Source organism: Sediminimonas sp. (genome assembly GCF_024637375.1).
Classification (GTDB): Bacteria; Pseudomonadota; Alphaproteobacteria; order Rhodobacterales; family Rhodobacteraceae; genus Sediminimonas.
The window spans coordinates 1-23161 of the sequence record NZ_JAGXFK010000086.1 but is presented as its reverse complement, the minus strand read 5'-3'; the positions used below and the strand labels follow the sequence as shown (position 1 = coordinate 23161).

At 68.0% G+C, this 23161-nt stretch carries 23 protein-coding genes and 1 pseudogene; 15 read left to right on the top strand and 9 right to left on the bottom strand.

From position 1 onward, the window contains the following. Positions 1–498 (bottom strand): annotated as a pseudogene (gene gatB / locus Q0L89_RS13085) (Asp-tRNA(Asn)/Glu-tRNA(Gln) amidotransferase GatCAB subunit B); the annotation flags it as partial. Positions 499–666: 168 nt separating this feature from the next. On the opposite strand from gatB, the gene proS reads away from it, so the two are divergent. The 3 genes from proS to Q0L89_RS13070 are packed head-to-tail and all read left to right on the top strand — an operon-like array spanning position 667 to position 4094. Then, on the top strand, positions 667–2061 hold the full coding sequence (gene proS, locus Q0L89_RS13080; RefSeq protein ID WP_296765897.1) for a proline--tRNA ligase: 1395 nt from the start codon (positions 667–669) through the stop codon (positions 2059–2061). 37 nt (positions 2062–2098) lie between these two features. After that, positions 2099–3418 (top strand): lipoprotein-releasing ABC transporter permease subunit, encoded by a 1320-nt coding sequence (locus Q0L89_RS13075; protein ID WP_296765895.1) that lies wholly within the window; start codon positions 2099–2101, stop codon positions 3416–3418. Then, positions 3411–4094, top strand: coding sequence for an ABC transporter ATP-binding protein (locus Q0L89_RS13070; protein WP_296765890.1), 684 nt, complete (start codon positions 3411–3413; stop codon positions 4092–4094). Before Q0L89_RS13075 ends, Q0L89_RS13070 begins: the two co-directional genes overlap by 8 nt. A gap of 244 nt (positions 4095–4338) precedes the next feature. Here Q0L89_RS13070 and Q0L89_RS13065 read toward each other — a convergent pair whose 3' ends face one another. The 3 genes from Q0L89_RS13065 to Q0L89_RS13055 all read right to left on the bottom strand — a co-directional run bounded on the left by Q0L89_RS13065 (position 4339) and on the right by Q0L89_RS13055 (position 5811). Next, positions 4339–4941 (bottom strand): rhodanese-like domain-containing protein, encoded by a 603-nt coding sequence (locus Q0L89_RS13065; protein ID WP_296765888.1) that lies wholly within the window; start codon positions 4939–4941, stop codon positions 4339–4341. A gap of 42 nt (positions 4942–4983) precedes the next feature. Beyond that, positions 4984–5391 (bottom strand): universal stress protein, encoded by a 408-nt coding sequence (locus Q0L89_RS13060; RefSeq protein ID WP_296765906.1) that lies wholly within the window; start codon positions 5389–5391, stop codon positions 4984–4986. A gap of 81 nt (positions 5392–5472) precedes the next feature. Then, positions 5473–5811: an antibiotic biosynthesis monooxygenase family protein gene (locus tag Q0L89_RS13055; RefSeq protein WP_296765885.1), complete on the bottom strand. Its 339-nt coding sequence runs from the start codon at positions 5809–5811 to the stop codon at positions 5473–5475. A 157-nt stretch (positions 5812–5968) separates the two neighbouring features. Between Q0L89_RS13055 and Q0L89_RS13050 the strand changes: the two genes are divergently transcribed. From Q0L89_RS13050 to recN, 10 genes are all read left to right on the top strand, one after another. After that, positions 5969–6616 (top strand): hypothetical protein, encoded by a 648-nt coding sequence (locus tag Q0L89_RS13050; RefSeq protein ID WP_296765883.1) that lies wholly within the window; start codon positions 5969–5971, stop codon positions 6614–6616. Positions 6617–6670: 54 nt separating this feature from the next. Then, entirely contained in the window at positions 6671–7183 is a 513-nt protein-coding gene (locus Q0L89_RS13045) for a HugZ family protein (RefSeq protein WP_296765880.1), read from the top strand. Positions 7184–7255: 72 nt separating this feature from the next. Continuing rightward, complete coding sequence (gene murB / locus Q0L89_RS13040; protein WP_296765877.1) at positions 7256–8185, top strand: UDP-N-acetylmuramate dehydrogenase; 930 nt, start codon at positions 7256–7258, stop codon at positions 8183–8185. Positions 8186–8247: 62 nt separating this feature from the next. Then, positions 8248–9168 (top strand): D-alanine--D-alanine ligase, encoded by a 921-nt coding sequence (locus Q0L89_RS13035; RefSeq protein WP_296765874.1) that lies wholly within the window; start codon positions 8248–8250, stop codon positions 9166–9168. Then, entirely contained in the window at positions 9156–10031 is an 876-nt protein-coding gene (locus Q0L89_RS13030; RefSeq protein WP_296765871.1) for a cell division protein FtsQ/DivIB, read from the top strand. The genes Q0L89_RS13035 and Q0L89_RS13030 overlap by 13 nt, the downstream gene beginning before the upstream one ends. Further along, entirely contained in the window at positions 10028–11362 is a 1335-nt protein-coding gene (gene ftsA, locus Q0L89_RS13025; protein ID WP_296765868.1) for a cell division protein FtsA, read from the top strand. Before Q0L89_RS13030 ends, ftsA begins: the two co-directional genes overlap by 4 nt. A 171-nt stretch (positions 11363–11533) precedes the next feature. Continuing rightward, positions 11534–13213 carry a cell division protein FtsZ gene (gene ftsZ / locus Q0L89_RS13020; protein ID WP_296765865.1) on the top strand — a complete coding sequence of 560 codons (1680 nt, stop codon included), beginning with the start codon at positions 11534–11536 and terminating at the stop codon, positions 13211–13213. A 610-nt stretch (positions 13214–13823) separates the two neighbouring features. Then, positions 13824–14744 carry a UDP-3-O-acyl-N-acetylglucosamine deacetylase gene (gene lpxC, locus Q0L89_RS13015; protein ID WP_296765903.1) on the top strand — a complete coding sequence of 307 codons (921 nt, stop codon included), beginning with the start codon at positions 13824–13826 and terminating at the stop codon, positions 14742–14744. 169 nt (positions 14745–14913) lie between these two features. Continuing rightward, on the top strand, positions 14914–15705 hold the full coding sequence (locus Q0L89_RS13010) for an outer membrane protein assembly factor BamD (RefSeq protein ID WP_296765900.1): 792 nt from the start codon (positions 14914–14916) through the stop codon (positions 15703–15705). A gap of 43 nt (positions 15706–15748) precedes the next feature. Then, positions 15749–17413, top strand: coding sequence for a DNA repair protein RecN (recN, locus tag Q0L89_RS13005; protein ID WP_296765862.1), 1665 nt, complete (start codon positions 15749–15751; stop codon positions 17411–17413). A 24-nt stretch (positions 17414–17437) separates the two neighbouring features. Here the strand turns inward: recN and Q0L89_RS13000 are convergent, their stop codons facing one another. The 5 genes from Q0L89_RS13000 to moaA all read right to left on the bottom strand — a co-directional run bounded on the left by Q0L89_RS13000 (position 17438) and on the right by moaA (position 21605). Continuing rightward, the gene (locus Q0L89_RS13000; RefSeq protein WP_296765860.1) at positions 17438–17782 is read right to left on the bottom strand and encodes a carboxymuconolactone decarboxylase family protein; all 345 of its coding nucleotides are present in this window, start codon (positions 17780–17782) and stop codon (positions 17438–17440) included. 87 nt (positions 17783–17869) lie between these two features. After that, positions 17870–18529 carry a DUF938 domain-containing protein gene (locus Q0L89_RS12995; protein ID WP_296765857.1) on the bottom strand — a complete coding sequence of 220 codons (660 nt, stop codon included), beginning with the start codon at positions 18527–18529 and terminating at the stop codon, positions 17870–17872. A gap of 1 nt (position 18530) precedes the next feature. Then, positions 18531–19607, bottom strand: coding sequence for an FAD-binding oxidoreductase (locus Q0L89_RS12990; RefSeq protein WP_296765855.1), 1077 nt, complete (start codon positions 19605–19607; stop codon positions 18531–18533). Continuing rightward, entirely contained in the window at positions 19604–20539 is a 936-nt protein-coding gene (locus Q0L89_RS12985) for an aldo/keto reductase (RefSeq protein WP_296765852.1), read from the bottom strand. Before Q0L89_RS12985 ends, Q0L89_RS12990 begins: the two co-directional genes overlap by 4 nt. A gap of 58 nt (positions 20540–20597) precedes the next feature. Then, positions 20598–21605: a GTP 3',8-cyclase MoaA gene (gene moaA / locus Q0L89_RS12980; RefSeq protein ID WP_296765849.1), complete on the bottom strand. Its 1008-nt coding sequence runs from the start codon at positions 21603–21605 to the stop codon at positions 20598–20600. Between the two features lie 114 nt (positions 21606–21719). Here moaA and Q0L89_RS12975 point away from each other — a divergent pair, with 114 nt between their 5' ends. Together Q0L89_RS12975 and Q0L89_RS12970 are read left to right on the top strand one after the other, a co-directional pair. Then, a complete protein-coding gene (locus tag Q0L89_RS12975; protein WP_296765847.1) occupies positions 21720–22178 on the top strand; it encodes a hypothetical protein in 459 nt (152 codons plus the stop codon). Between the two features lie 297 nt (positions 22179–22475). After that, a partial coding sequence (locus tag Q0L89_RS12970) for a metallophosphoesterase (RefSeq protein ID WP_296765844.1) occupies positions 22476–23161 on the top strand: 686 nt, incomplete at its 3' end.

The window sequence follows — 23161 nt, the reverse complement described above, 5'->3', positions numbered from 1 at the left end:
GCCGGTGCGGTTCAGGTCAACAAAGGACATCGTGGGGTCCATGTCGTGGATCGACTTGCCGGCATCCTGTTCGACGTGGATGCGCTCAATGCGCACCTTGCGGGCGACGCCGGGGGCCATGTCCACCAGGATTTCGCCCTCGCCCACCAGCGGGTGGTAGAGTTGGCTGATCTGGTAGCCCTGCGGCAGGTCGGGGTAGAAATAGTTCTTGCGGTCGAACGCCGACCACAGGTTGATCTGCGCCTTCAGCCCCAGCCCGGTCTTGACGGCCAGCGCGATGCAGCCCTCGTTGACGACCGGCAGCATGCCCGGCATGCCCGCATCGACGAACGAGACGTTGGAGTTGGGCTCGGCCCCGAATTCGGTCGAGGCGCCCGAGAACAGCTTGGCGCGGCTGGCCACCTGCGCGTGCACTTCCATCCCGATGACAAGTTCCCAGTCGTGTTTCGCGCCGGCGATCACCTTGGGTTTCGGGGCCTCGTAGGTCAGGTCAAGCATGGTCACGGATCCTTGGTCAGGGATTGGTGCCTTCTAGGACAGGGGTCGCAGCGGGGCAAGAGGGCGCGCTTGCGCATGCGCGCGCCGCGCTTGGGCGGTTGCGGGGCGTGCGGGGCTGGGTTACTCAGCACAGGCAAGACCGTTGCATTGACCGAAGGTGCCCCCGACATGCGTCTGACCCGCTATTTCCTGCCCGTCCTGAAAGAAACCCCCTCGGAGGCGCAGATTGCCAGCCACCGGCTGATGCTGCGCGCGGGGATGATCAAACAGGCCGCCGCCGGCATTTATTCGTGGCTGCCGCTGGGGTTCAAGGTGCTGCGCAAGGTGGAAGACATCGTCCACGAGGAACAGGCGCGCGCCGGGCATATCGCGATCCAGATGCCGATCCTGCAATCGGCCGACCTGTGGCGCGAGAGCGGCCGCTACGACGACTACGGCGAGGAAATGCTGCGCATGACCGACCGGCACGGGCGCGACATGCTTTATACGCCCACGGCCGAGGAACTGGTGACCGACATCTTTCGCGCCCATGTCGGCAGCTACAAGGACTTGCCGCTGACGCTCTACCAGATCCAGTGGAAGTTCCGCGACGAGGTGCGCCCCCGCTTCGGTGTCATGCGCGGGCGCGAGTTCCTGATGAAGGACGGTTACAATTTCGATCTCGACTACGACAGTGCCATCCACGCCTACAACCGCCACATGGTAAGTTACCTGCGCACCTATGAACGCATGGGCCTGCAAGCCATCCCGATGCGCGCCGACAGCGGCCCGATCGGCGGCGACGACACGCACGAATTCCTGGTGCTGGCCGACACCGACGAGTCGGAAGTGTTCTACGACAGCATCATCACGACATTGAAATTCGGCGAGCGCGACGTGGATTACGACGACCGCGATGCCTGCGCGGCGATCGTCAGGGAATGGACCACCCCCTATGCCCGCACCGACGAAACCCACGACGAGGCGCTGTTCGCGCAGGTCCCCGAAGACCGGCAGCGCCGCTCGCGCGGCATCGAGGTGGGCCAGATATTCTATTTCGGAACCAAGTATTCCGAGCCCATGGGCGCCACCGTGCAGGGCCCTGACGGCAAGCCGGTTCCCGTGCACATGGGCAGCCACGGCATCGGCGTGAGCCGCCTTCTGGGCGCCATCATCGAGGCCAGCCACGACGACCGCGGCATCATCTGGCCCGAGGGCGTGACGCCGTTCCATTGCGGCATCGTCAACCTCAAGCAGGGCGACGAGGAAACCGACACGGCGGCGCAGGCGGTCTACGATTCGCTCACCGCGCTGGGGCTCGATCCGCTCTACGACGACCGCGACGAACGCGCTGGCGCCAAGTTCGCCACCATGGACCTGATCGGCCTGCCGTGGCGCATCACCGTCGGGCCGCGCGGGCTGAAGAACGGCGTCGTCGAACTGACCAGTCGGCGTACCGGTGAGAGCGAGGAACTGCCCCCCGAACAGGCGGTGGAGCGGGTCGCGCAGATCTACGCGCCCCATCACCCGCATCTGTCGCGCGTCGAGCCGATGGCGAAGCGGTCTTTCCACACATGGCTGTGAGCGCGGCCTTCCCCGGCGCCCGCCAAAGGGCGCAGCGATGAGCGCCGCCGACGCAAGGAACGCGCGCGGTGACGGCACACCGCCGCCCTTCGCGGCCTTCGAATGGATGATCGCGTGGCGCTACCTGCGGGCACGGCGCGCCGAGGGCGGCGTCAGCGTCATGACCTGGATCAGCCTTCTGGGTATCACCCTGGCGGTGTTCGCGCTGATCGCCACGCTGGCGGTGCGCTCGGGCTTCCGGGCGGAATTCGTCGATACCATCCTGGGCGCCAACGCGCATGTCACCGTCTACTCGATGGGCGAGGTCAACCAGGTCACCGGCCGCATGGACCGCACCATCGAGGATTATCGCGACATGGCCGCGCGGCTGGCCGAGGTGCCGGGCGTCGCGCGGGTGGCACCGCTGGTCAAGGGGCAGGTGATGGCCAGCGTCGGCGGTCGCAACGCCGGGGTCGAGGTGTTCGGCATCGCGCCCGAAGACCTGCGCACTATCCCGCGCATCGCGGACCCCGAACAGGCACGCGGCGACATCGACCGTTTCAACGAGGGCATCGCCATCGGGTCGGGCGTGGCGCGCGAACTGGGCCTGCGCGTGGGTGAGCAGATCAAGCTGATCTCGCCGGACGGCGTCAAGACGGCCTTCGGCACCAGCCCGCGCATCAAGGCCTACGAGGTCACCTATATCTTCACCGCCGGGCGCTACGACATCGACCGCACCCGCGCCTACCTGCCGTTCACCGAGGCGCAGAGCTATTTCAACCGCGAGGGGCTGGCCGACGAGCTCGAGGTCATGCTTGAAGAGCCCGGCGCGGTGGAACGCTACAAGCGCCCGCTGCTGGAGGCGGCGGGGACGGGCACGCAGGTCTGGACGTGGCGCGACGCCAGCGGCGGGTTCCTGCGTGCGCTCGACATCGAGGACAACGTGATGTTCGTGATCCTGTCGATCCTGGTGCTGATCGCGGCGATGAACATCGTCTCGGGGCTGATCATGCTGGTCAAGAACAAGGGCCGCGACATCGGCATCCTGCGCACCATGGGCCTGACCGAAGGCTCGGTGCTGCGGGTGTTCTTCATCTGCGGCGCCTTCACCGGGCTGATCGGCACTGCCGCGGGCGTGGTGCTGGGGTGTTTGTTCGCCGTCTACATCGACCCGGTGTTTTCCTTTGTCAACTATGTCGCCGGCGGCGGCGTGTGGGATCCGGCGGTGCGCGGGCTCTACCAGTTGCCGGCCCAGTTGCGGCTGGCCGATGTGCTCTCGGCAGTGGCGCTGTCGCTGGGGCTGTCGTTCGTGGTCACGATCTTTCCCGCCCGCCGCGCGGCGCGGATGAACCCGGTGGAGGCACTGCGCTATGAGTGACGAGGCGCTAGTGCTCGACGCCGTGACGCGGACCTACAACGCCGGCCTGCCGGCCGAGGTGCGGGTGCTGCAAGGCATCGATCTGCGTGTCGCGCGCGGCGAGGTGGTGGCGCTGGTGGCGCCCTCCGGGGCGGGCAAGTCGACGCTGCTGCACATCGCCGGGCTGCTGGACCGCCCCGACAGCGGCACGGTGCGCGTCAACGGCCGCGACATGGGCGGGCTGGGCGATCACCATCGCACCGTGGCGCGGCGCCGCGACATCGGCTTCGTTTACCAGTTCCACCACCTGCTGCCCGAGTTCTCGGCGCTGGAAAACGTGATGCTGCCGCAACTGGCCAATGGCGCGCGCAAGGCCGACGCCCAGGCGCGGTCGCTGGAATTGCTCGACCGGGTCGGCGTGGCGCCGCGCGCCGAGCACCGCCCCGCCGCCCTGTCGGGGGGCGAGCAGCAACGCGTCGCCGTCTGCCGGGCACTGGCCAACGCGCCGGGGCTGCTGCTGGCCGACGAGCCGACCGGCAACCTCGACCCCGAAACATCCGAAACGGTGTTCGCCGTGCTGATGGGCCTGGTGCGCGAAACCGGGCTCTCGGCGGTGATTGCCACGCACAACCGCGCCCTCGCCGCGCGAATGGACAGGGTGTTGCGGCTCGATCAGGGGCGCCTGGCTGCGGAGTGAATCGCGCCCGCCCCTGCGAACCTTGCGCAGGTTCCTACGCGCGCGTCGCCCCGCTGTCCCCGCGCAGCGCCCCGGTCCCGGGCACGCGGCGGCTTCATCTTTCCGAAAATACTCCCGCCGGAGGCTCCCACGCCTAAACCCCTCGCGCGCGGCCAGCGCGTGCGGTTGGTTTTTCCGTTCACCTCCGGTCGCGTAGGGGGCCGCAGACTATTGAGCCGCGGCCACCCGCGCGCCGGAATTCGCCTTACTCCCCCGTCACGGTCAGGCCCAGAACGCGCCAGCTTTGCATGCCGCCGCGGTAATAGTGAATGCGCTCGGCAGGGTAGCCCGCGGCGATCATTCGCCTGATGGCGGTGGGGGACTGCCCGCACCACAGCCCGTTGCAGAACAGCGCCACCGTCTTTGCCTCGGCGCAGTCCCAGCCGTCGAAATCGATCTGGCAGCCCAACTCGCCCAGCCGGTCATAGATTTGCGTGTAGGGGATGCTGACCGCGCCGGGGATGGTGCCGTTCTCGAACCAGTCGGGGGTGCGGCTGTCTACAACCACCACGTCGGGGTTCTGCAGGAACTCGATCAGTTCCAGCTCGCCGATCGTGGTTACGCCCTCGGCGGGGCTGATGGGCTGGATGCAGAACGGCGGACAGGCGCGCGACGTGCGCGCCCATTCACCCGTGATCTGGTGATCGCTGTCCTGTATGCGCTTGATCTCGACCGGGCCGGATTGCGTCGGCACGGTGACCGATGGCGTGTCGGGGCTGATGTTCACCGGCTTGTCCTCGGCCCATGCCGGCACCGCCAGTGCTGCGCCAAGGCCCATTGCGATCAACGTCATCAATGTGTTGCGCATGTTTCCTTCCTCCGGATTATTGCCATGCGTGGCGTTTCGATTTCAGCGGATCACGTGCACCGCGCAGGCGGCATGGCGCACAACCATCGACGCGGTCGAGCCGAGCAGCAGATCCTGCATGCCCGGGCGGTGCGAGGCGATGACGATGCAATCGACGTCGTGCTCGCCGGCCCAGTCCAGAATGGTGCGCCCGGCATGACCCTCGATCACCTCGCTGGCGCCGCCGGGAATGTCCTCGACCATGTCGGCCAGTTCCTTGTCGATCGCCTTGCGGCTTTCGAGCAGGTATTCCCGCGGCATGTAGGAAATCGCGTAGGCGGGGATATGCTCCATCACATGCAGCAGCGTGATCTTGGCACCATCGGCGGCCAGCGCCTGCGCCACCTCGATCGCGCCGCTGACGTCGCGTCCCTCGTCGAATGAAACCGGTACCAGAATATTGGAATACATCGTGTCGTCCTTCTGTTCGCGCATTGTTGTTCCGTGACGCCCCAGCCTTGCAGCCCGCGCGCCGCCGCGCATTGATCCATGTCAGCCCGTGCTGAACTTGTCGGGGTAGGTTGCCGCGACCTCGTACATCACCGGCTCGAAACTCTTGCAAAGCTCGGCGATGCGGCGGTTTCTCCGGCGCATCTCGTCGGTGCGCAGCATGGCCTGGAAATCATCTCGCCGGCGCCATTGCGAATAGTTCGCGATCCGTGTCTGGGCGTCGTTCACATGCAGTCCGGCGGCGATGAACCCCGGTTGCTGCGAGATGAAACTGGCATAGGCATCCTTGAGTTCGTCCAGAAGATCCTGGCAGGTGCCCGGCGTCATCTCGAACGTGGTGATCACGGTCTGATAGCTGTTGTCCCCGGAAATCCGCGGCATCGCCCCCTCCTGCGGTTGCTGCTTCCAGCCTAAGACGAGACCGGCGGGCGCGGCAAACGGTTTTCGCCGTCCGTGCGGAGCCTGTGTGCTGCATCGCGCCGGTTAACCCGCTGTTTACCGACTCTTCCCCATGGTTGAGATCAAGGGAGGGCCGGCGATGCGGTGCGTTCTGATCCTGTTGATGCTGCTGTGGCCGGCGGCCCCGGCCCGGGCCGGGGCGTGGTTGCGCGCCCCCGGCGAAGGGCTGGCGGTGGTGTCGCTCTATGCCGGGGCGCCGCGGGCGCGGCCCTATGCCGGGGTCTATGCCGAGTTCGGCATGGCGCCGCGCCTTGCCGCCGGGGTCGATCTGGGGCGCGCGGTGTCGGGTAGCACCAAGGCGGTGGCGTTCCTGCGCCGGTCGCTGCCAGTACCATGGCCGCACGGGATGGTTGCCGCGGCCGAACTCGGGCTGGGCCGGATCGCGGGGCAGGCGGTGCTGCGGCCGGGCCTGTCGCTGGGCAACGGGTTGGAGGGCTGGCTGGGCGATGGCTGGCTGGCGGTCGATACCGTGGTCGAGATCGGGTTGGAGCGGCGCACACTCGACATCAAGACCGACGTGACCCTCGGTCTGCGCATCCGCGACGGGCGCAAGGTCATGGTGCAGATCCAGACCGGGCAGTCGGCGGGCGATCCGCCCTTTGCGCGGCTGGTGCCTTCGCTGGTCATGGAGTTGCGTCCCGGTCTGCGCCTGGAGCTGGGCCTCACTCAAACCCTGCGCGGGCCGTCGCGGACCGGCGCCAAGATCGCGCTGTGGCGCGCGTTCTGAACCCGTGCGCCGCGCCCCTTTCCATCCGTGGCCGGCCGACGCTATGCTGGGGCCATGACACGCCCCGCCAACCGCGCCATCCGGCCCACCGACAACGCCGCCCGCCGCATGGCACGCGACCTGCTGGCGCAGGCGCGCACCGCGGCGCTGGGGGTGCTGGACCCCGACAGCGGTGCGCCGATGGTCAGCCGCGTCGCCTTTGGCCGGGCGCCGGACGGTACGCCGTTGTCGCTGATTTCCGACCTGGCGGCGCACAGCCGGGCGCTGGCCGCCGACCCGCGCTGTTCGCTGCTGCTGGACGGGCCGGTCGAGCGCGGCGATCCGCTCAACCACCCGCGTATCACCTTGCAGGCGAGGGCGCGTTTCGTCCGCCACGGCGCCGAGGGCCGCGATGCGTTGGTGCGCCACTACCTGGCGCAGCAGCCCAAGGCCAAGCTCTACATCGACTTCGCCGATTTCGCGTTCGTGCTGTTTGCGGTGGAAAAGGCGCTGCTCAACGGCGGCTTCGGCAAGGCTTTTGTTCTGGCGCCGGCGGACCTGACCGCGGCGCAGGCTTCGGATGCATGATCTGGCACCCGCCTGCGCCCGTCGCGATGCGGGGACTTTACCTTGCCCCGCGCGCAGGGCAAAACCGCGGTCATGACCGAGCTTCCCCAGACGCGGGGCAAACTGACCCCGCAGCGCCCGCTGTCCGATCTGACCTGGCTGCGCGTCGGCGGCCCGGCGCAGTGGCTGTTCCAGCCCGCCGACGCCGACGACCTGGCCGCGTTCCTGCGTGATCTGCCCGGCGACGTGCCGGTGTTTCCCATCGGCGTGGGGTCGAACCTGATCGTGCGCGATGGCGGTATTGGCGGCGTGGTGATCCGGCTGGGGCGCGGCTTCAACCACATCCGGGTGGAGGGCGACCATGTCGTCGCCGGGGCGGCGGCGCTGGATGCGCACGTGGCGCGCAAGGCCGCCGCGGCGGGGCGCGACCTGACCTTCCTGCGCACCATTCCCGGCGCCATCGGCGGCGCGGTGCGCATGAACGCGGGCTGCTATGGGCGCTATGTGGCCGATCACCTTGTGCAGGCGCGCGCCGTTACCCGCGCGGGCGAGATCGTCACCCTGACGCCGGCGGACCTGAATTTCGGCTATCGCCACAGTGACCTGCCCCCGGGCGCGGTGATCGTCGAGGCCTGTTTCGCGGCACCGGCGGGCGAGCCGGCGGCGCTTGAGGCGGCAATGGCCGACCAACTGGCGCGCCGCGACGTCACCCAGCCGACAAGGGACCGCAGCGCCGGGTCCACCTTTCGCAATCCTTCGGGCGCATCCAGCACCGGGCGCGCCGACGACGTGCATGACCTCAAGGCGTGGAAGCTGATCGACGCCGCCGGGCTGCGCGGCGCGCGGCTGGGCGGTGCGCAGATGAGCGAGAAGCACCCGAACTTCCTGATCAACACCGGCACCGCCACTGCCGCCGATCTGGAAAAGCTGGGCGAGAGGGTGCGAAAAAAGGTTTACGATTCCAGCGGTATCAAGCTAGAGTGGGAAATCATGCGCGTGGGTGATCCGGGCGCTGATCAATGACAAGACCAAGACCGACAACATGACAAGGGCCGCAACGACGGCCCGCGAAATCGAGGCAGCAAGTGGGTATGTCGAGCAGGGCAACCCCGGCCGTGGCAGTATTGATGGGCGGACCCTCGGCAGAGCGCGAGGTGTCGCTGACATCGGGGCGTGAATGCGCTGCTGCGCTGCGGGGCGAGGGATACGAGGTGGCGCTGGTCGATGCCGGCCCCGACCTGTGCGCCCGGCTGACCGATCTGCGCCCCGACGCGGTGTTCAACGCCCTGCACGGCCGCTGGGGCGAGGATGGCTGCGTGCAGGGGATGCTGGAATGGCTGGGCCTGCCCTACACGCATTCGGGCGTGCTGGCCTCGGCGCTGGCGATGGACAAGGCGCGCGCCAAGGAGGTGTTTCGCGCCGCTGGCCTGCCGGTCGTCGACAGCGTTCTGGTGCCGCGCGCGCAGGCCGAGGCCGCGCATGTGCTGACGCCGCCCTACGTGGTCAAGCCCAACAATGAAGGCTCCAGCGTCGGGGTCTACATCGTGCATGAGGCCGCCAACGCACCGCCGCGGCTGGGCACGGGCATGCCAGAAACGGTGATGGTCGAGGCTTTCGCGCCGGGTCGTGAGCTGACCGTGACGGTGATGGGCGATCGGGCGCTGAGCGTGACCGACATCATCACCGAAGGCTGGTACGACTACGACGCCAAGTACAAGGCCGGCGGCTCGCGCCATGTGGTGCCCGCCGATATCCCCGCCGACGTCGCCGCGGCATGTCTGGAGATGGCGCTCGATGCGCATTGCGCGCTGGGCTGCCGCGGGCTCAGCCGGGCCGATTTCCGCTGGGACGAGGGCCGGGGACGCGACGGGCTGGTGCTGCTGGAGGTCAACACCCAGCCCGGCATGACGCCCACCTCGCTTTCCCCCGAACAGGCCCGCGTCGCGGGCATCGACTTTGGTGCGCTGTGTCGCTGGATGGTGGAGGATGCGGGATGCAACCGGTAAAGCCGCGCCCCGATCCGGCGCCGTCGCGCTGGTCTTACCGCATGCAGCGGCTGATGCTGACACCGCTCTTTCGGACGGTGCTGCGGGTGGGCGTGCCCTTCGCCGTCAGCTTTGCCGCGCTGTGGGTGTGGCTGTCGGACCAAGAAAACCACGACCGTGTGATGGCCACCTACCACGAGATGCGCGCCGCGATCGAGACGCGACCCGAGTTCCGGGTGCGCCTGATGGCTATCGACGGTGCCGGCGCGCCGCTGTCCGAGGACATCCGCGAAATCCTGTCGCTGGATTTCCCGCAAAGCTCCTTCGACCTCGACCTTGCCGCCATCCAGAGGCGGGTGCGCGAGTTGCCGGCGGTGGCAGCGGCGGACGTGCGCATCCGCTCGGGCGGGGTGCTTCAGATCGACGTGACCGAACGCGAGGCGGCTGCCCTGTGGCGCACGCCCGACGGGCTGGACAAGCTGGATGCCGAGGGCGTGGTGATCGGCTCGGTGCTGGAGCGGGCCGAGGCGCCGGAGTTGCCCCTGATCGCCGGAAAGGGCGCGTCGGAGCGGGTGACCCAGGCGCTGGCGCTGGTCGAGGCGGTCGCGCCGCTGGCGCCGCGGTTGCGCGGGCTGGTGCGAATCGGCGCGCGACGCTGGGACGTGATGCTGGACCGGGGGCAGCGCATCATGCTGCCTGCGGAGCGGCCGGTGCAGGCCCTCGAACGGGTCATCGCGCTGGACCAGGCACAGGAAATGATGGCGCGCGACATTGCCGTGGTGGACATGCGCATCGCGCATCGGCCCACCATTCGGCTCAGGCCGTCGGCGCGGGACGAGTGGTGGCGTATCAGCCGGATGAGTTGGGGAGACAGCAGTCAATGATCGAGCTCTATGAATCTCAGCGTGCCATGCGCAACATGCGCCGCGCCGCCCTGCAGCGCGGGGTGGTGGCGATCCTGGACGTGGGCAGTAGCAAGATCGCCTGCTTGGTGCTGCGCTTCGACGGCGCCGAGCGGCTGCGCGAGGCAGACGGTGTCGGCCCGATGGCGGGGCAGGCCGGCTTTCGCGTCGTCGGCGCCGCGACCACCCGCTCGCGCGGGGTGCGCTTTGGCGAGATCGACGCGATGCAGGAGACCGAGCGTGCCATCCGTACCGCCCTGCAGGCGGCGCAAAAGATGGCCCAGGTCCGGGTCGATCATGTCATCGCCTGTTTCTCGGGCGCCGGGCCGCGTTCCTATGGGCTGACCGGGGCGATCGACCTCGACGGTCAGGTGGTGACCGAACAGGATGTCAGCCGGGTGCTGTCGTCCTGCGAGGTGCCCGATTTCGGCGCGGGGCGCGAGGTGATGCATGCCCAGCCGGTGAATTTCGCGCTCGACCACCGCAGCGGATTGGGCGATCCGCGCGGCCAACTGGGCCAGAGGCTGGCGACGGATCTGCACATGCTGACCGTTAACGCCACAGCGGTGCAGAACCTTGCCCATTGCGTCAAGCGGTGCGATCTGGAACTGGCCGGCATCGCCTCGTCGGCTTATGCCGCCGGCATCTCGGCGCTGGTCGAGGACGAACAGGAACTGGGTGCCGCCTGCATCGACTTGGGCGGCGGCACCACGGGGCTGTCGATCTTCATCAGAAAGCACATGATCTACGCCGATACCGTGCGCATGGGTGGCGACCATGTCACCGGCGACATCTCGATGGGCCTGTCGGTGCCGATGGCGGTGGCCGAGCGGATCAAGACCTTTTACGGTGGCGTGCACGCCACCGGTATGGACGACCGCGAGATGATCGACATAGGCGGCGACACCGGCGACTGGGAGCACGACCGCCGTGCCGTCAGCCGCGCCGAGCTGATCGGTATCATGCGCCCGCGCGTCGAGGAGATCCTCGAAGAGGTGCGCGCGCGGCTCGATGCGGCGGGGTTCGATCACCTGCCCAGCCAGCAGATCGTTCTGACCGGCGGCGGCAGCCAGATCCCCGGGCTCGACGCGCTGGCCAGCCGCATCCTGGGTCAGCAGGTGCGACTGGGCCGGCCGCTCCGGGTGCACGGGCTGCCACAGGCGGCGACCGGGCCGGGGTTTTCATCGACCGTGGGGCTGAGCCTGTTTGCGGCGCACCCGCAGGACGAATGGTGGGATTTCGACTTGCCGGCCGATCGCTACCCGGCGCGTTCGCTCAGGCGGGCGGTGCAATGGTTCAGGGACAACTGGTAACCACCAGATGTCGCTGCATTGCCGAAATCACGCGAAAAGATGCCGATACCCGGCCATATTTGGTGCAAAAACCGTTTTTTTGGGTGACGATTCAAGTCTTAGCGGGTAGTATCGGTACAAACGAGGCAGATAATCGCCCGAAAATCGGGCACAACATCAGGCGGACAGATCATGACATTGAACCTTTCGATGCCCGGACAGGATGAGTTGAAGCCCCGCATCACCGTCTTCGGTGTCGGCGGCGCTGGCGGCAACGCCGTCAACAACATGATTGAGAAAAGCCTGATCGGCTGTGATTTCGTGGTCGCCAACACCGATGCCCAGGCGCTGCAGGAAACCGCGGCCCAGAACCGCATCCAGCTTGGCGTCAAGGTGACCGAGGGCTTGGGCGCAGGGGCGCGCGCCAGTGTCGGCGCGGCCGCCGCCGAGGAAAGCATCGAACAGATCGTCGATCACCTCGCCGGGGCGCACATGTGTTTCATCACCGCCGGCATGGGCGGCGGCACCGGCACCGGGGCGGCGCCGATCATCGCGCAGGCAGCGCGCGAGTTGGGTGTGCTGACCGTGGGCGTTGTGACCAAGCCGTTCCAGTTCGAGGGCAACAAGCGCATGCGCCAGGCCGAGGAAGGCGTCGAGGCGCTGCAAAAGGTCGTCGATACGCTGATCATCATCCCCAACCAGAACCTGTTCCGGCTGGCCAACGAGAAGACCACCTTCACCGAGGCATTTTCCCTTGCCGACGACGTCCTCTACCAGGGTGTCAAGGGCGTGACCGACCTGATGGTCTGCCCGGGTCTCATCAACCTGGACTTCGCCGACGTGCGCGCGGTGATGGACGAGATGGGCAAGGCGATGATGGGCACCGGCGAGGCCGAGGGCGAAAACCGCGCCATCCAGGCTGCCGAGAAGGCCATTGCCAACCCGCTTCTCGACGAGATCAGCCTCAACGGCGCGCGCGGCGTGCTGATCAACGTCACCGGCGGGCACGACCTGACGCTGTTCGAACTCGACGAAGCCGCCAACCGCATCCGCGAAGAGGTTGACCCGGACGCCAACATCATCGTCGGCAGCACGCTCGACGCCGAAATGGAAGGCGTGATGCGTGTCAGCGTCGTCGCCACCGGCATCGACGCGCGCGACGACATGGGCGACCTGCCGGTGCCGCGCCGTTCGATGGCCGCGCCACTCAAGCAGAACGTGCATGTCGAGCAGACGGCCGTCCATGAGCAAGACCCGGAGCCGCAGCCGGCCGCCGCACAAGCCGGCCGCGAGGCCCCGGCATACCAGGAACCGGCCCCGGCGCAACAGCCGCTGTTCGACGAGCTGGACGCGCAGCGCGCCGCCGCCGAGGATCAGATGGAAGACATCTTTGCCGAGGAGCAGCAGCCCGTCTACGGCGCGCGGGACGACGATCTGCCGCCGCCCGCCTACACGCCGCAGGCGCCCGAGTCGCGCGTCGAGGACAACCTCGACAGCGACCCGGAGGAATTCGTCGCGCCGCGCGCGGCGCCGGCCGGCACACCCTCGCCCGAGGCGATGGCGCGTCTGCGCTCGGCCGTCGACAATGCCCCCGGCGCCCGTCAGCAGCAGCAAGCTCGTGCGTCGCGCGAAGAACCACGCGGCGAATCTTCGGAACGGTCGCGCTTCGGCATCAATTCTCTGATCAACCGCATGACCGGACACGGCAACGATGGCGGGGGCGGTGGCGCGGCGCGCGGCGCTCAGGCCAGCCGCCAGCAACCGCCGGTGCAAGCGCAGCGCGCGCAGGCGCAATCCCATTACGAGGACGAGGCCGACCCGGACCAGGAACGCATCGAGATCCCCGCTTTCCTGCGCCGCCAGGCCAACTGAGCCGGCAGGGGCTGACCGAAACAACAGGGACCGCCCGGCGGGCGGCCCTTCCTATTACGCAGAAACGAACTCGCAGCTCCGGTCCACCCCCTCGGGCGGGCGCGCCTGATACCTCTCAAACAATTGATAACGCAGAAGTATTTGGCAGGCATAAAGTGCTCATCAAAGATGGTGCCGCGCCCGGCCGGCGAACGCGCGCTGCGCGGCACTTCAGCCGTGGATCAAGGATCGCCTCAGACTGAAATCCAACTGCGTGCAAAAAGCTTCGCCGGGCCGCCTTGCCCCGATAAGCGAGCCTCGACGACGATGTGGCGTGACGCGTTCGAAAGCCGCGCGGTGAGGTCTTCCGACACTCTGCGACGCAGACCCGGTAACCATGTTCCCCCTGAAATGCACGATCTGCGGTAAAGGGTTGCGACCCGACCGCCGGGGCAGTTTCATTGGCTGCGCATAGGGTTGAAACCGGGGTCGGCGAAACCCCGCCTATGCCCCGGTGGCGATGTTTCAACGCGTTACAAAGTTTGAGTTGAGCCGCCGGCATTGCATCATTAACTGAAGTGTAACGCGCGACGGGCCACCGGTCTGCGGCGCGGGAATGGATGGGGGAATAGTGCAGCACACGCTCAGATCATCGGTCGAATTCGTCGGAGTCGGCCTGCACGGCGGACAACCCGCGCGTGTGGCCATACGGCCGGCCGCCGCCGGTGCCGGGATATGGTTCCGCCGCCTTGACGTGGCCGGCGCCGCCGCGCACATCCCCGCACGCTGGGATATGGTGCGGCAGTCGCCGCTGTGCACACGGCTGGAAAACGCCGACGGCGTGTCGGTCGCGACCGTCGAACACCTGATGGCCGCGCTTGCCGGTTGCGGCGTCCATAACGCCTTGGTCGAGATCGACGGCCCCGAAATACCGATCCTCGACGGCAGCGCCGCACAGTTCGTGCGCGGGATCATGGCAGGAGGGCTGCGCAGGCTGGGCGCGCCCATCGAGGCGATCGAGATCACCGCGCCCGTCGAGGTGCGTCGCGGCGCCGCGTGCGCGCGGCTGGAGCCGGCCGAACTGTTGCAGATGGATTTCCATATCGACTTTGAGGATGCCGTGATCGGCGCGCAGTCCAAGCGGCTGACCATGGCCAACGGCACCTTCGTGCGCGAACTCAGCGACAGCCGCACCTTCTGCCGCAATGCCGATGTCGAGGCGATGCGCAAGAACGGGCTGGCCCTGGGCGGCACGTTGGAGAATGCCGTGGTGGTGGACGGGGATCATGTGCTCAGCCCCGGTGGGCTGCGTCACGCCGACGAGCCGGTGCGCCACAAGATGCTGGACGCGCTTGGCGATCTGGCGCTTGCCGGGGCGCCGCTTCTGGGTCGCTATATCGGCGTGCGCGCCGGTCACGCGATCACCAACGACCTGCTGCGCGCCCTCTTTGCCACCCCCGGCGCCTATCGCCGCGTCACCTGCGGGCCGGATATTGCCGCGCGCCTGCCCGGTGCCGGGCTGCGCGACAGCGAGATTCCCGCCGTCGCCTGAGTGGCATCGCAACGGGAATCCACGAATCCGGCCAAAGGCGTTTTGCCCCGGAATTTTCTGTGCTAGGTGAGGCAAGGCCGGGCTGCCCGGCGGGAAAGTTTTTAGGGTGAGAGCAAGCATGACAGGCATGTCCTTTGTGCGGCTGATCGGTGGCGGGCTTCTGATCGCGATGCTGGTCGGGTGTGGCTCCGGCGTCGAGCGGCGCGATAACGTCGACATCGAGCAATATTCGGCCAAGCAGATATTCGAGCGAGGCGAGTTCGAGCTCGAGCGCGGCAAACCCGGCGAGGCCGCCTACTACTTTTCCGAAATCGAACGGCTTTACCCCTATTCCGACATCGCCAAGCGCGGGCTGATCATGCAGGCCTACGCCTATCACCGGGCCGAGGATTACGAGAACAGCCGATCGGCCGCGCAGCGCTACATCGATTTCTACCCCGCCGACGAGGACGCGGCCTATGCGCAATACCTGCTCGCGCTCAGCTATTACGACCGCATCGACGAGGTCGGGCGCGATCAGGAACTGACTTTCAAGGCCCTTCAGGCGCTGCGCACCGTGATCGAGCGATATCCCGACAGCGAATATGCGCGTTCGGCCATCCTCAAGTTCGATCTGGCCTTCGACCACCTGGCCGGAAAGGAAATGGAGGTCGGTCGCTACTACCTCAAGCGTCAGCACTACGCCGCCGCGATCAACCGGTTCCGCACCGTTGTCGAGGATTTCCAGACCACCAGCCACACGGCCGAGGCATTGCACCGGCTGGTCGAGTCCTACCTGTCGCTGGGCCTGACCGACGAGGCGCAAACCGCCGGCGCGATCCTCGGGCACAACTTCCGCAGCACCGAATGGTACCAGGCCAGCTTCAAGCTGCTGACGGGACAGGGGCTGACACCGGAAGCGCGCGGCAACAACTGGCTCAGCCGCATCTACCGGCAGACGATCAAGGGCGAATGGCTGTAAAGGGGGGGGCCGGCGGGGTGACCCGCCGGCGGGACGTCTGAGCATGCTGTGCGCGCTGGAGATACGCGATATCCTGATCATTGACCGGCTGGAGCTTGATTTCCGGTCCGGTCTCAACGTGTTGACCGGGGAGACCGGGACGGGCAAGTCGATCCTGCTTGATTCGCTGGGCTTCGTGCTGGGCTGGCGTGGTCGCGCCGATCTGGTGCGCGCGGGGGCCGACCAGGGCGAGGTGACGGCGGTGTTCGACCTGCCCGCGGACCATGCGGCGTGGCAGGTGCTCGCAGAGGCCGGCATCCCCGGCGGAGACGGAGAGGGCGAGTTGATCGTGCGGCGCGTGAACCGCCGCGACGGGCGCAAGACGGCCTGGATCAACGACCGGCGCTGTTCGGGCGAGGTATTGCGCAACCTGTCAGACACGCTGGTTGAATTGCACGGCCAGCAGGACGACCGCGGCCTGCTGGACCCGCGCGGCCACCGGGTGCTGCTGGATACCTTCGGCGGTCATGGCGCGCTGCTGGCGCGGTGCCGCGAGACCTGGCGCGCGCGCAGCCGGGCGGAGAAGGCGTTGACCGCCGCGCAAGCGGCGCTGGAGGCGATCCGCGGCGAGGAGGATTTCTTGCGCCACGCGGTCGAGGAACTCGACGCGCTTGCCCCCGAGCCGGGCGAGGAGGCGGCGCTGGACAGTCGCCGCCGCATGATGCAGGGCGCCGAGCGCATCCGCAGCGATGTCGCCCGCGCCCATCAGTTGCTGGGCGGCGAAGGCGCCGAGGGGGCCATGGGTGACGCGATGCGCTGGCTCGAAGGCGTGACCGACCGGGCCGAGGGGCAACTCGACGCACCGCTCGAGGCCCTGGGCCGCGCGCTGGTCGAACTGGGCGAGGCCGCGCACGGGGTCGAGACGGCGCTGAACGGGCTGAGTTTCGACCCGCTTGAGCTGGAGCAGCTTGAAGAGCGGTTGTTCGCGATCCGGGCGTTGGCGCGCAAGCACGGCGTGGCGCCCGACGAACTGCCCGGCTTCGGTGCCGAGTTGCGCGAGCGTCTGTCGGCGCTCGAGGCCGGCGATGCCAATATCGCCGAGCTCGAGGCGGCGCGCGATGCCGCCGGCGCTGCCTACGACGAGGCCGCGGCAAAATTGAGCGCGGCGCGGGCCGAGGCGGGCGAGCGGCTCGACCGCGCGGTAACAAACGAACTGGCCCCGCTCAAGATGGACCGTGCGACGTTTCTCACCCGCATCACCCCCGCGGACCCGGGCCCCGACGGGGCCGATCAGGTGGCCTTCGAAGTGGCGACCAACCCCGGCGCGCCGGCCGGGCCGCTGGCGCGCATCGCCTCGGGTGGCGAACTCAGCCGCTTTCTGCTGGCGCTCAAGGTCTGCCTGAGCCAGGGCAGCGAGGGCGTGACCATGATCTTCGACGAGATCGACCGCGGCGTCGGCGGCGCGACCGCCGATGCCGTGGGCCGCCGCCTGGCGGCGCTGGCCGAGGGCGGGCAGGTTCTGGTGGTGACGCATTCACCGCAGGTGGCCGCACGCGGCGCCCATCACTGGCGGGTGGAAAAGGCCGTGCACGATGAGCAGACGCTGTCCACGGTTGTGCCCCTCGACGCGGGCCAGCGGGTCGACGAGATCGCCCGCATGGTCGCCGGCGACATGATCACCGAAGAGGCCCGCGGCGCCGCGCGCGCGCTGCTGGACGGGGCGAGCTGACCGGATGGCCTGCGCTGGCGTGGTTCAGCCCGCCTGTGCCGACATTTCGTCGTAGCATTCCAGCGCCTTGGCGGCGTACATCATCGACGGACCGCCCCCCATCTGGATCGACATCGCCAGCACGTCGCCCAGTTCTTCGCGGGTGGCGCCGCATTTCACCAGTTTTTCGACATGGATCGCGATGCAAGCATCGCACTTGGTGGCGATGGCAATGCCGAGCGCGACGAATTCCTTGGTCTTGAATTCCAGCGTGCCGCTGTCCTTGACCGCCTTGCCGAGCGCGCCGAAGGCGCGGGCGGTGTCGGGCACGGTCTTGTTGAGGGCGCGCAACTGGTCGCGGGTGTCTGACAGCTTGTCGGTCCAGTTCATCGGGGTCATCCTTTGTCGGTGCTTTCGCGCGTCCTAAAGCATGACGCGCGCGCCGTCACCTTGATCCTGATCAGAAATGCCGGCGCCTCAGCCCGGTTTGCGTGCAATGAGCGCGAGGTTGTTGGCCGGCATCTCGACCACTGCGGCCAGGTCCAGCCACGCGGCATTGATCCAGTCGATCACCTCCCAGTCGTCCTTGAGGCCGATCTCGGGATCTTGCGCGCGCAGGCTGGCATCGAAACGCGCGTCACCCTCCGAGGTCGCCTCGCCATCGCGCAGGAACGGGCCATAGAGAAACAGCACCCCGCCGGGGGCCAGCGCCATTGCGGCCTCGGCCACCAGCGTATGCGCCTCGGGCGTGCTGATCAGGTGCAGCAGGTTGACCAGCACGATCAGGTCCTGGCCGGGGTGCGCGGCGCTCCAGCCGGGCGCGGTGGCGTCAAGCGTGATCACCGGCCGCAGGTTGGCCAACCCCGCGTCGGCGGCGTGTGCGTCGATCGAGCGCAGGCGCGCCGGATCCACGTCGCTGGGCTGCCAGTCGAGACCCGCCAGCGCACCCGCCAGCGCCACGGCATGTTCGCCGGTGCCGGCGGCCAGTTCCAGCGCCCGGCCGGTCTGCGGGGCGAACTGCGCCAGCAGGTCACGAATATGGGGGATGTTGCGCGCCGCCGAGGGCGCGTACATGCGCCCGTCCGCGCCGGTATCGGCGACCGAGGCGCTGTCGGGCAGGCTCAGGCGGCGGGGCATGTCAGGAAAACCTCGCCGGGGAAAGCGCGGCGACGGTCGCGGCATCCAGTTCGGGTGCCGTGCCGGTGATCAGGTCGGCGGCGAGCTGGCTGGCCGCCGGCGCGGTCTGGAACCCGTAGCCGCCCTGGCCGGCCAGCCAGTGAAAGCCGGGCACATGCGAATCGGGGCCGATCACCAGCGCGCGGTCGGGGGCGAAACTGCGCAACCCGGCCCAGTTGGCCAGCATCCGGGTAACCGGGTGGGTGACCATTTCCTCGTAGCGCGCCAGCCCTTCGGCCAACACCATGTCGTCGGCCCAGGCATCGTGCGGGTCGACCGGGTCTTCCTCGGAGGGCGAGACGATCAGCGCGCCGGCGTCGGGCTTGGCATACCAGCTTTCCGCCACGCCATCGACGAACGGCCAATGCGACGTGTCCAGCCCCCCGGGCGCCGGGATGCGCGCCATCGAGCGGCGGTAAGGCGTGATCCCCAGCGGTGCCGCCCCGGCCATCACCGCGATGTCGTCGGCCCAGGCGCCGGCGGCGTTGACGACGATGTCGGCGGTGTGATCGTGCCCGCCTGCAGTGACCTGCCAGCGCCCGCCAGTGTGCGCGATGGCGGTGACCGGGGCGCGGGTCAGGATCTGCGCGCCATGCTTGCGCGCCGCGCGGGCGAAGTTCTGGATCAGCAGGTCGGTGTCCAGGTCATAAGCATCCGGCCGGTAGGCGGCGTGCGCCACGGTGTCGGGGTTGAGGATCGGCCACAGCGCCGCCGCCTCGTCGAGGCTGATTTCCGACAGGCCCAGATCGGCGGCCTCGGCGTGGAAGACCTCGGCCTGGTCGGCGCGGGCCAGCAGCATCATGCCGCGCTCCGACAGCACCCCGCCATCGGCGTGGTGGTGGTGATCGGCGCTGGCCGCGTTCAGCGCCTTGATGGTGGCGTTGCCGTAATCACGGATGAACATCGCCGCCGACCGCCCCGAGGCGTGATAGGCCAGGGATTCCTCGGTTTCCAGCACGGTGACGGCACCGTGGGGCGCCAGCCGCGCAGCGGCCGAAACCCCGGCCACGCCGCCGCCGATGATGATGATGTCGGTCATGTCTCCTCCAGTCGGTCGGTCGCCGGCGGCGGGGTGGGTGTCAACGCCGACAGGCGGGCGTAGAGCGCGGGGTCCATCGGGTAGTCGAGTGCGGCAAGCGAGGGCGCCAGTTGCGCGGCCGTGCGGGCCGAGATGATCGGCATCGGCCGCGCGGGGTGCGCCGCCACCCAGGCCACCGCCAGCGTTGCCGGATCGGTGCCCACCTCGGCGGCGATCTCTGCCTGCCCGGCGGCGGCGTCGTGCATCCAGGCCGGCGCGTAGCGGTCGGCGTAGTTGCGATCCTCGCTCAGCCGGCCGCTGCCGCCGCGCGCATACTTGCCCGTCAGCAGCCCGCCGCCAAGCGGTGAATAGGGTGCCACGGCGATCGACTGGTCGGCGCACATGGGCAGGATTTCGACCTCGGCCTGGCGTTTGACGAGGTTGTACATAGGTTGCAGTACCCCGATGCGCAGGTCGAAGCGCGCCGCGGTCCATTGCGCCTTCATCACCTGCCATGCGGCGAAGTTCGACAGCCCGATATAGCGGATCTGTTCGCGCGCGCGCAAAGTGGCGAAAGCGTCCATGGTTTCTGCGAGGTCAGTGTCGGGGTCGAACCGGTGCAGGTACAGAACATCGACCATGTCCATGTCCAGCCGCCGGCGCGATTCGTCGAACTGGCGCAGGATGTTGTCGCGCCCCGCGCCGCCCCTGAACCCGGCCTTAGTGGCGATGACGACACGCTCGCGGTGCGGGCGCAGCAACGCGCCCGTGATCCGTTCGGCGGCGCCGTCGTTATAGACATGGGCGGTGTCGAAATGCGTGATGCCCGCATCAAGGCAGGCCGCGACCATCGCGGCGGCCTGGCCTTCGTCGGCGCGGCCACCGAACTGCATGGTGCCGAAGGCGAAGCGGCTGGCGGGCGTGCCGTCGGGCGAGGTAAGCAGGTCTGACATGGAACGCAATCTGCCACGGCCCGCGTCGGGATGAAAGACCGCCCGTGCGCCGCCGGGGTCAGCCGCCGGTGTGGCTCATGTGGCGGCTCATGCGGCCTGACACGTCCTGGCGGGAATAGTCGAAATCGTGGCCCTTGGGCTTCAACGCGATGGCGTCGCGGATCGCCGCCTCAAGCGGCGCGTTGTCGCCGGGATTGTTGCGCAGGGGCGCGCGCAGGTCGGCCATGTCCTCCTGACCCAGGCACATGAAAAGCTCGCCGGTGCAGGTCAGCCGCACGCGGTTGCAGCTTTCGCAGAAATTGTGGGAAAGCGGCGTGATGAACCCGATCTTCTGGCCCGTCTCATCGAGGCGCACGTAGCGCGCCGGCCCGCCCGAACGTTCGGCCAGGTCGGTCAGCGTGTATTCCTCGGCCAGACGTGCGCGCATATCCGACAGCTTCCAGTACTGGTCAAGCCGGTCCTCGTTGCCGATATCGCCCATCGGCATGACCTCGATGAAGGTCAGGTCCATGTCGCGGCTTTTGCACCACTCGACCAGAGTGAACAGTTCGTCCTCGTTGAAGTCCTTGAGCGCCACGGTGTTGATCTTGACGCGCAGCCCGGCGCGCTGTGCCGCGTCGATGCCCCTGATCACCTGGGGCAGCCGGCCCCAGCGGGTGATGTCGGCGAACTTCGTCTCGTCCAGCGTGTCGAGCGAGATGTTCACCCGCCGCACCCCCGCGGCGTAAAGGTCGCCTGCGAAGCGTTCGAGCTGGCTGCCGTTGGTGGTCAGCGTCAATTCCTTCAGGTCGCCGGATTCCAGGTGCCGGGTCATGGCGTTGAAAAACGTCATGATGCCCTTGCGTACCAAAGGTTCGCCACCGGTTATGCGCAGCTTCTCCACCCCAAGCGAGACGAAGGTCGAACACATGCGATCCAGTTCCTCCAGCGTCAGCAGTTCCTTCTTTGGCAGGAACGTCATGTTTTCGGACATGCAATAGACGCAGCGGAAATCGCAGCGGTCGGTGATCGAGACGCGCAGGTAGGAAATCGCGCGCTGGAAGGGGTCGATAAGGGGCTCTGTCATGGGCAAGAAGCTAAGCCGCCCGGCCCGGCGCGGCAAGGGCGGAATCGCGATGCCGGGGCGACCAGGGCCAGGAAATCTGTTCACAACGGGGCAGGGCCGGTCTAACCTCGGGGCATGAGGCATCACCTGACGATCGCGGCGCTTGGCGCCATGCTGGGGCTGGCGGGTTGCGCGCAACTGGGCGATCTGTGGCCGCTCGGCGGGCGCGACGATGGCAACGGTGTCACGACCGCGCCGCCGCCGACCGCAGATGCAGAGCCGGGGGCGGATACGACACGGCCCGAGAGCCGCCCCGGCGGTGATGGGGACGCGGCGACCGGCACAAACTTGCGCAGCCTCGGCACTTCGGTGGCGACGCTGGGCGATCCGACGCGGCCGGGGCAGTGGGTGGAAACACCGCTGGCCCGGGCCGACACGCGCGGCCGCGTCGTCGCCACCGGCAGCGGTGCCGCCGTGGACGTTGCCGTGATCGCCGCGCCCGGCGCGGGCGGCAGCCGCCTGTCGCTCGCGGCCATGCGCGCGGTCGGCGCCGACCCGACGGCGTTGGTCGAGATCGAGATTCTCGTGCCCTGATCAGAGGGCGCGCCCGGTACGCCTGTCACTTTGTCCCGGTCATCATCGCGCCGCAATCGGCGGTCACCCTACCGGGGTGGTGCATGTCATTGCCGGAAATCCGCCGATGTCGGCAAAGGACACTGGCCAGACGCGATGGCGGCCGGTATGAGCCGCGCACGGTCTCAACGCCCCATTCCTAGCCGGCGATCCGCCGGGCATGGATTGCGCGGCGCGGTCGCGCCATGACACTCCGGTGCCGGCAGCGGGGGCTGATGACCGCTTGAAATATAACGTCAAATCGGAAAGATGATGCCCATGAAGGGACTTCTGTCGCGAATATTCAGCCGCGGGGCACCGCCCGTAGAGCCCGAGGTCGCCCCGGCGAGCGCAGACCTGCAACCCGAGCGCCCCTTCGTCGCCATCGGCGACGTGCATGGCCGTGCGGATTTGTTGCTGGAGATCGACCGGCTGATCGAGGCGCGCTGCCCCGGATGGCCGGTGGTGTTTCTGGGCGATTACGTTGATCGCGGCGAACAGAGCCGCGATGTGCTGGAGCTGTTGATGTCGGTTTCGCCCCAAGACACGCCGCCGGTCGTTTGCCTGATGGGCAACCACGAACGCATGCTGCTTGATTTTCTCGACGATCCGGCGAAGAACGGGCCGAGATGGCTGAGAAACGGCGGCTTGCAGGTGCTGGCCAGTTTCGGCGTTGCGCCGCCGCGCGGCGGCAGCACCGACCCGGCGGGGCTTGACGAGGTGCGCGAGCGGCTGGCTGCGGCGATGGGCGCGGCGATGATCGCGTGGCTCAGGGCGCGCCCGCTGTCATGGCACAGCGGCAATGTCTGGGCCGTGCATGCCGCTGCCGACCCCGAGCTGCCGATGACCGATCAACCCGACAATGTGCTTCTCTGGGGCCACCCCGAGTTCCTCCGCAAGCCGCGCGCCGACGGGCAATGGGTTGTCCACGGTCATACTGTCGTCGAGGCGCCGCAGGCATCGGC

Coding starts and splice junctions, on each gene's coding strand:
- Q0L89_RS13010 (WP_296765900.1), top strand. CDS start 14,914: ATGCTGGTCGGGTGTGGCTCCGGCGTCGAGCGGCGCGATAACGTCGAC.
- Q0L89_RS13065 (WP_296765888.1), bottom strand. CDS start 4,941: ATGCGCAACACATTGATGACGTTGATCGCAATGGGCCTTGGCGCAGCA.
- Q0L89_RS13070 (WP_296765890.1), top strand. CDS start 3,411: ATGAGTGACGAGGCGCTAGTGCTCGACGCCGTGACGCGGACCTACAAC.
- moaA (WP_296765849.1), bottom strand. CDS start 21,605: ATGACAGAGCCCCTTATCGACCCCTTCCAGCGCGCGATTTCCTACCTG.
- Q0L89_RS12990 (WP_296765855.1), bottom strand. CDS start 19,607: ATGACCGACATCATCATCATCGGCGGCGGCGTGGCCGGGGTTTCGGCC.
- Q0L89_RS12985 (WP_296765852.1), bottom strand. CDS start 20,539: ATGTCAGACCTGCTTACCTCGCCCGACGGCACGCCCGCCAGCCGCTTC.
- Q0L89_RS13045 (WP_296765880.1), top strand. CDS start 6,671: ATGACACGCCCCGCCAACCGCGCCATCCGGCCCACCGACAACGCCGCC.
- murB (WP_296765877.1), top strand. CDS start 7,256: ATGACCGAGCTTCCCCAGACGCGGGGCAAACTGACCCCGCAGCGCCCG.
- Q0L89_RS12995 (WP_296765857.1), bottom strand. CDS start 18,529: ATGCCCCGCCGCCTGAGCCTGCCCGACAGCGCCTCGGTCGCCGATACC.
- ftsA (WP_296765868.1), top strand. CDS start 10,028: ATGATCGAGCTCTATGAATCTCAGCGTGCCATGCGCAACATGCGCCGC.
- Q0L89_RS13050 (WP_296765883.1), top strand. CDS start 5,969: ATGCGGTGCGTTCTGATCCTGTTGATGCTGCTGTGGCCGGCGGCCCCG.
- Q0L89_RS12975 (WP_296765847.1), top strand. CDS start 21,720: ATGAGGCATCACCTGACGATCGCGGCGCTTGGCGCCATGCTGGGGCTG.
- Q0L89_RS13060 (WP_296765906.1), bottom strand. CDS start 5,391: ATGTATTCCAATATTCTGGTACCGGTTTCATTCGACGAGGGACGCGAC.
- proS (WP_296765897.1), top strand. CDS start 667: ATGCGTCTGACCCGCTATTTCCTGCCCGTCCTGAAAGAAACCCCCTCG.
- Q0L89_RS13055 (WP_296765885.1), bottom strand. CDS start 5,811: ATGCCGCGGATTTCCGGGGACAACAGCTATCAGACCGTGATCACCACG.
- Q0L89_RS13075 (WP_296765895.1), top strand. CDS start 2,099: ATGAGCGCCGCCGACGCAAGGAACGCGCGCGGTGACGGCACACCGCCG.
- ftsZ (WP_296765865.1), top strand. CDS start 11,534: ATGACATTGAACCTTTCGATGCCCGGACAGGATGAGTTGAAGCCCCGC.
- Q0L89_RS13000 (WP_296765860.1), bottom strand. CDS start 17,782: ATGAACTGGACCGACAAGCTGTCAGACACCCGCGACCAGTTGCGCGCC.
- recN (WP_296765862.1), top strand. CDS start 15,749: ATGCTGTGCGCGCTGGAGATACGCGATATCCTGATCATTGACCGGCTG.
- Q0L89_RS13030 (WP_296765871.1), top strand. CDS start 9,156: ATGCAACCGGTAAAGCCGCGCCCCGATCCGGCGCCGTCGCGCTGGTCT.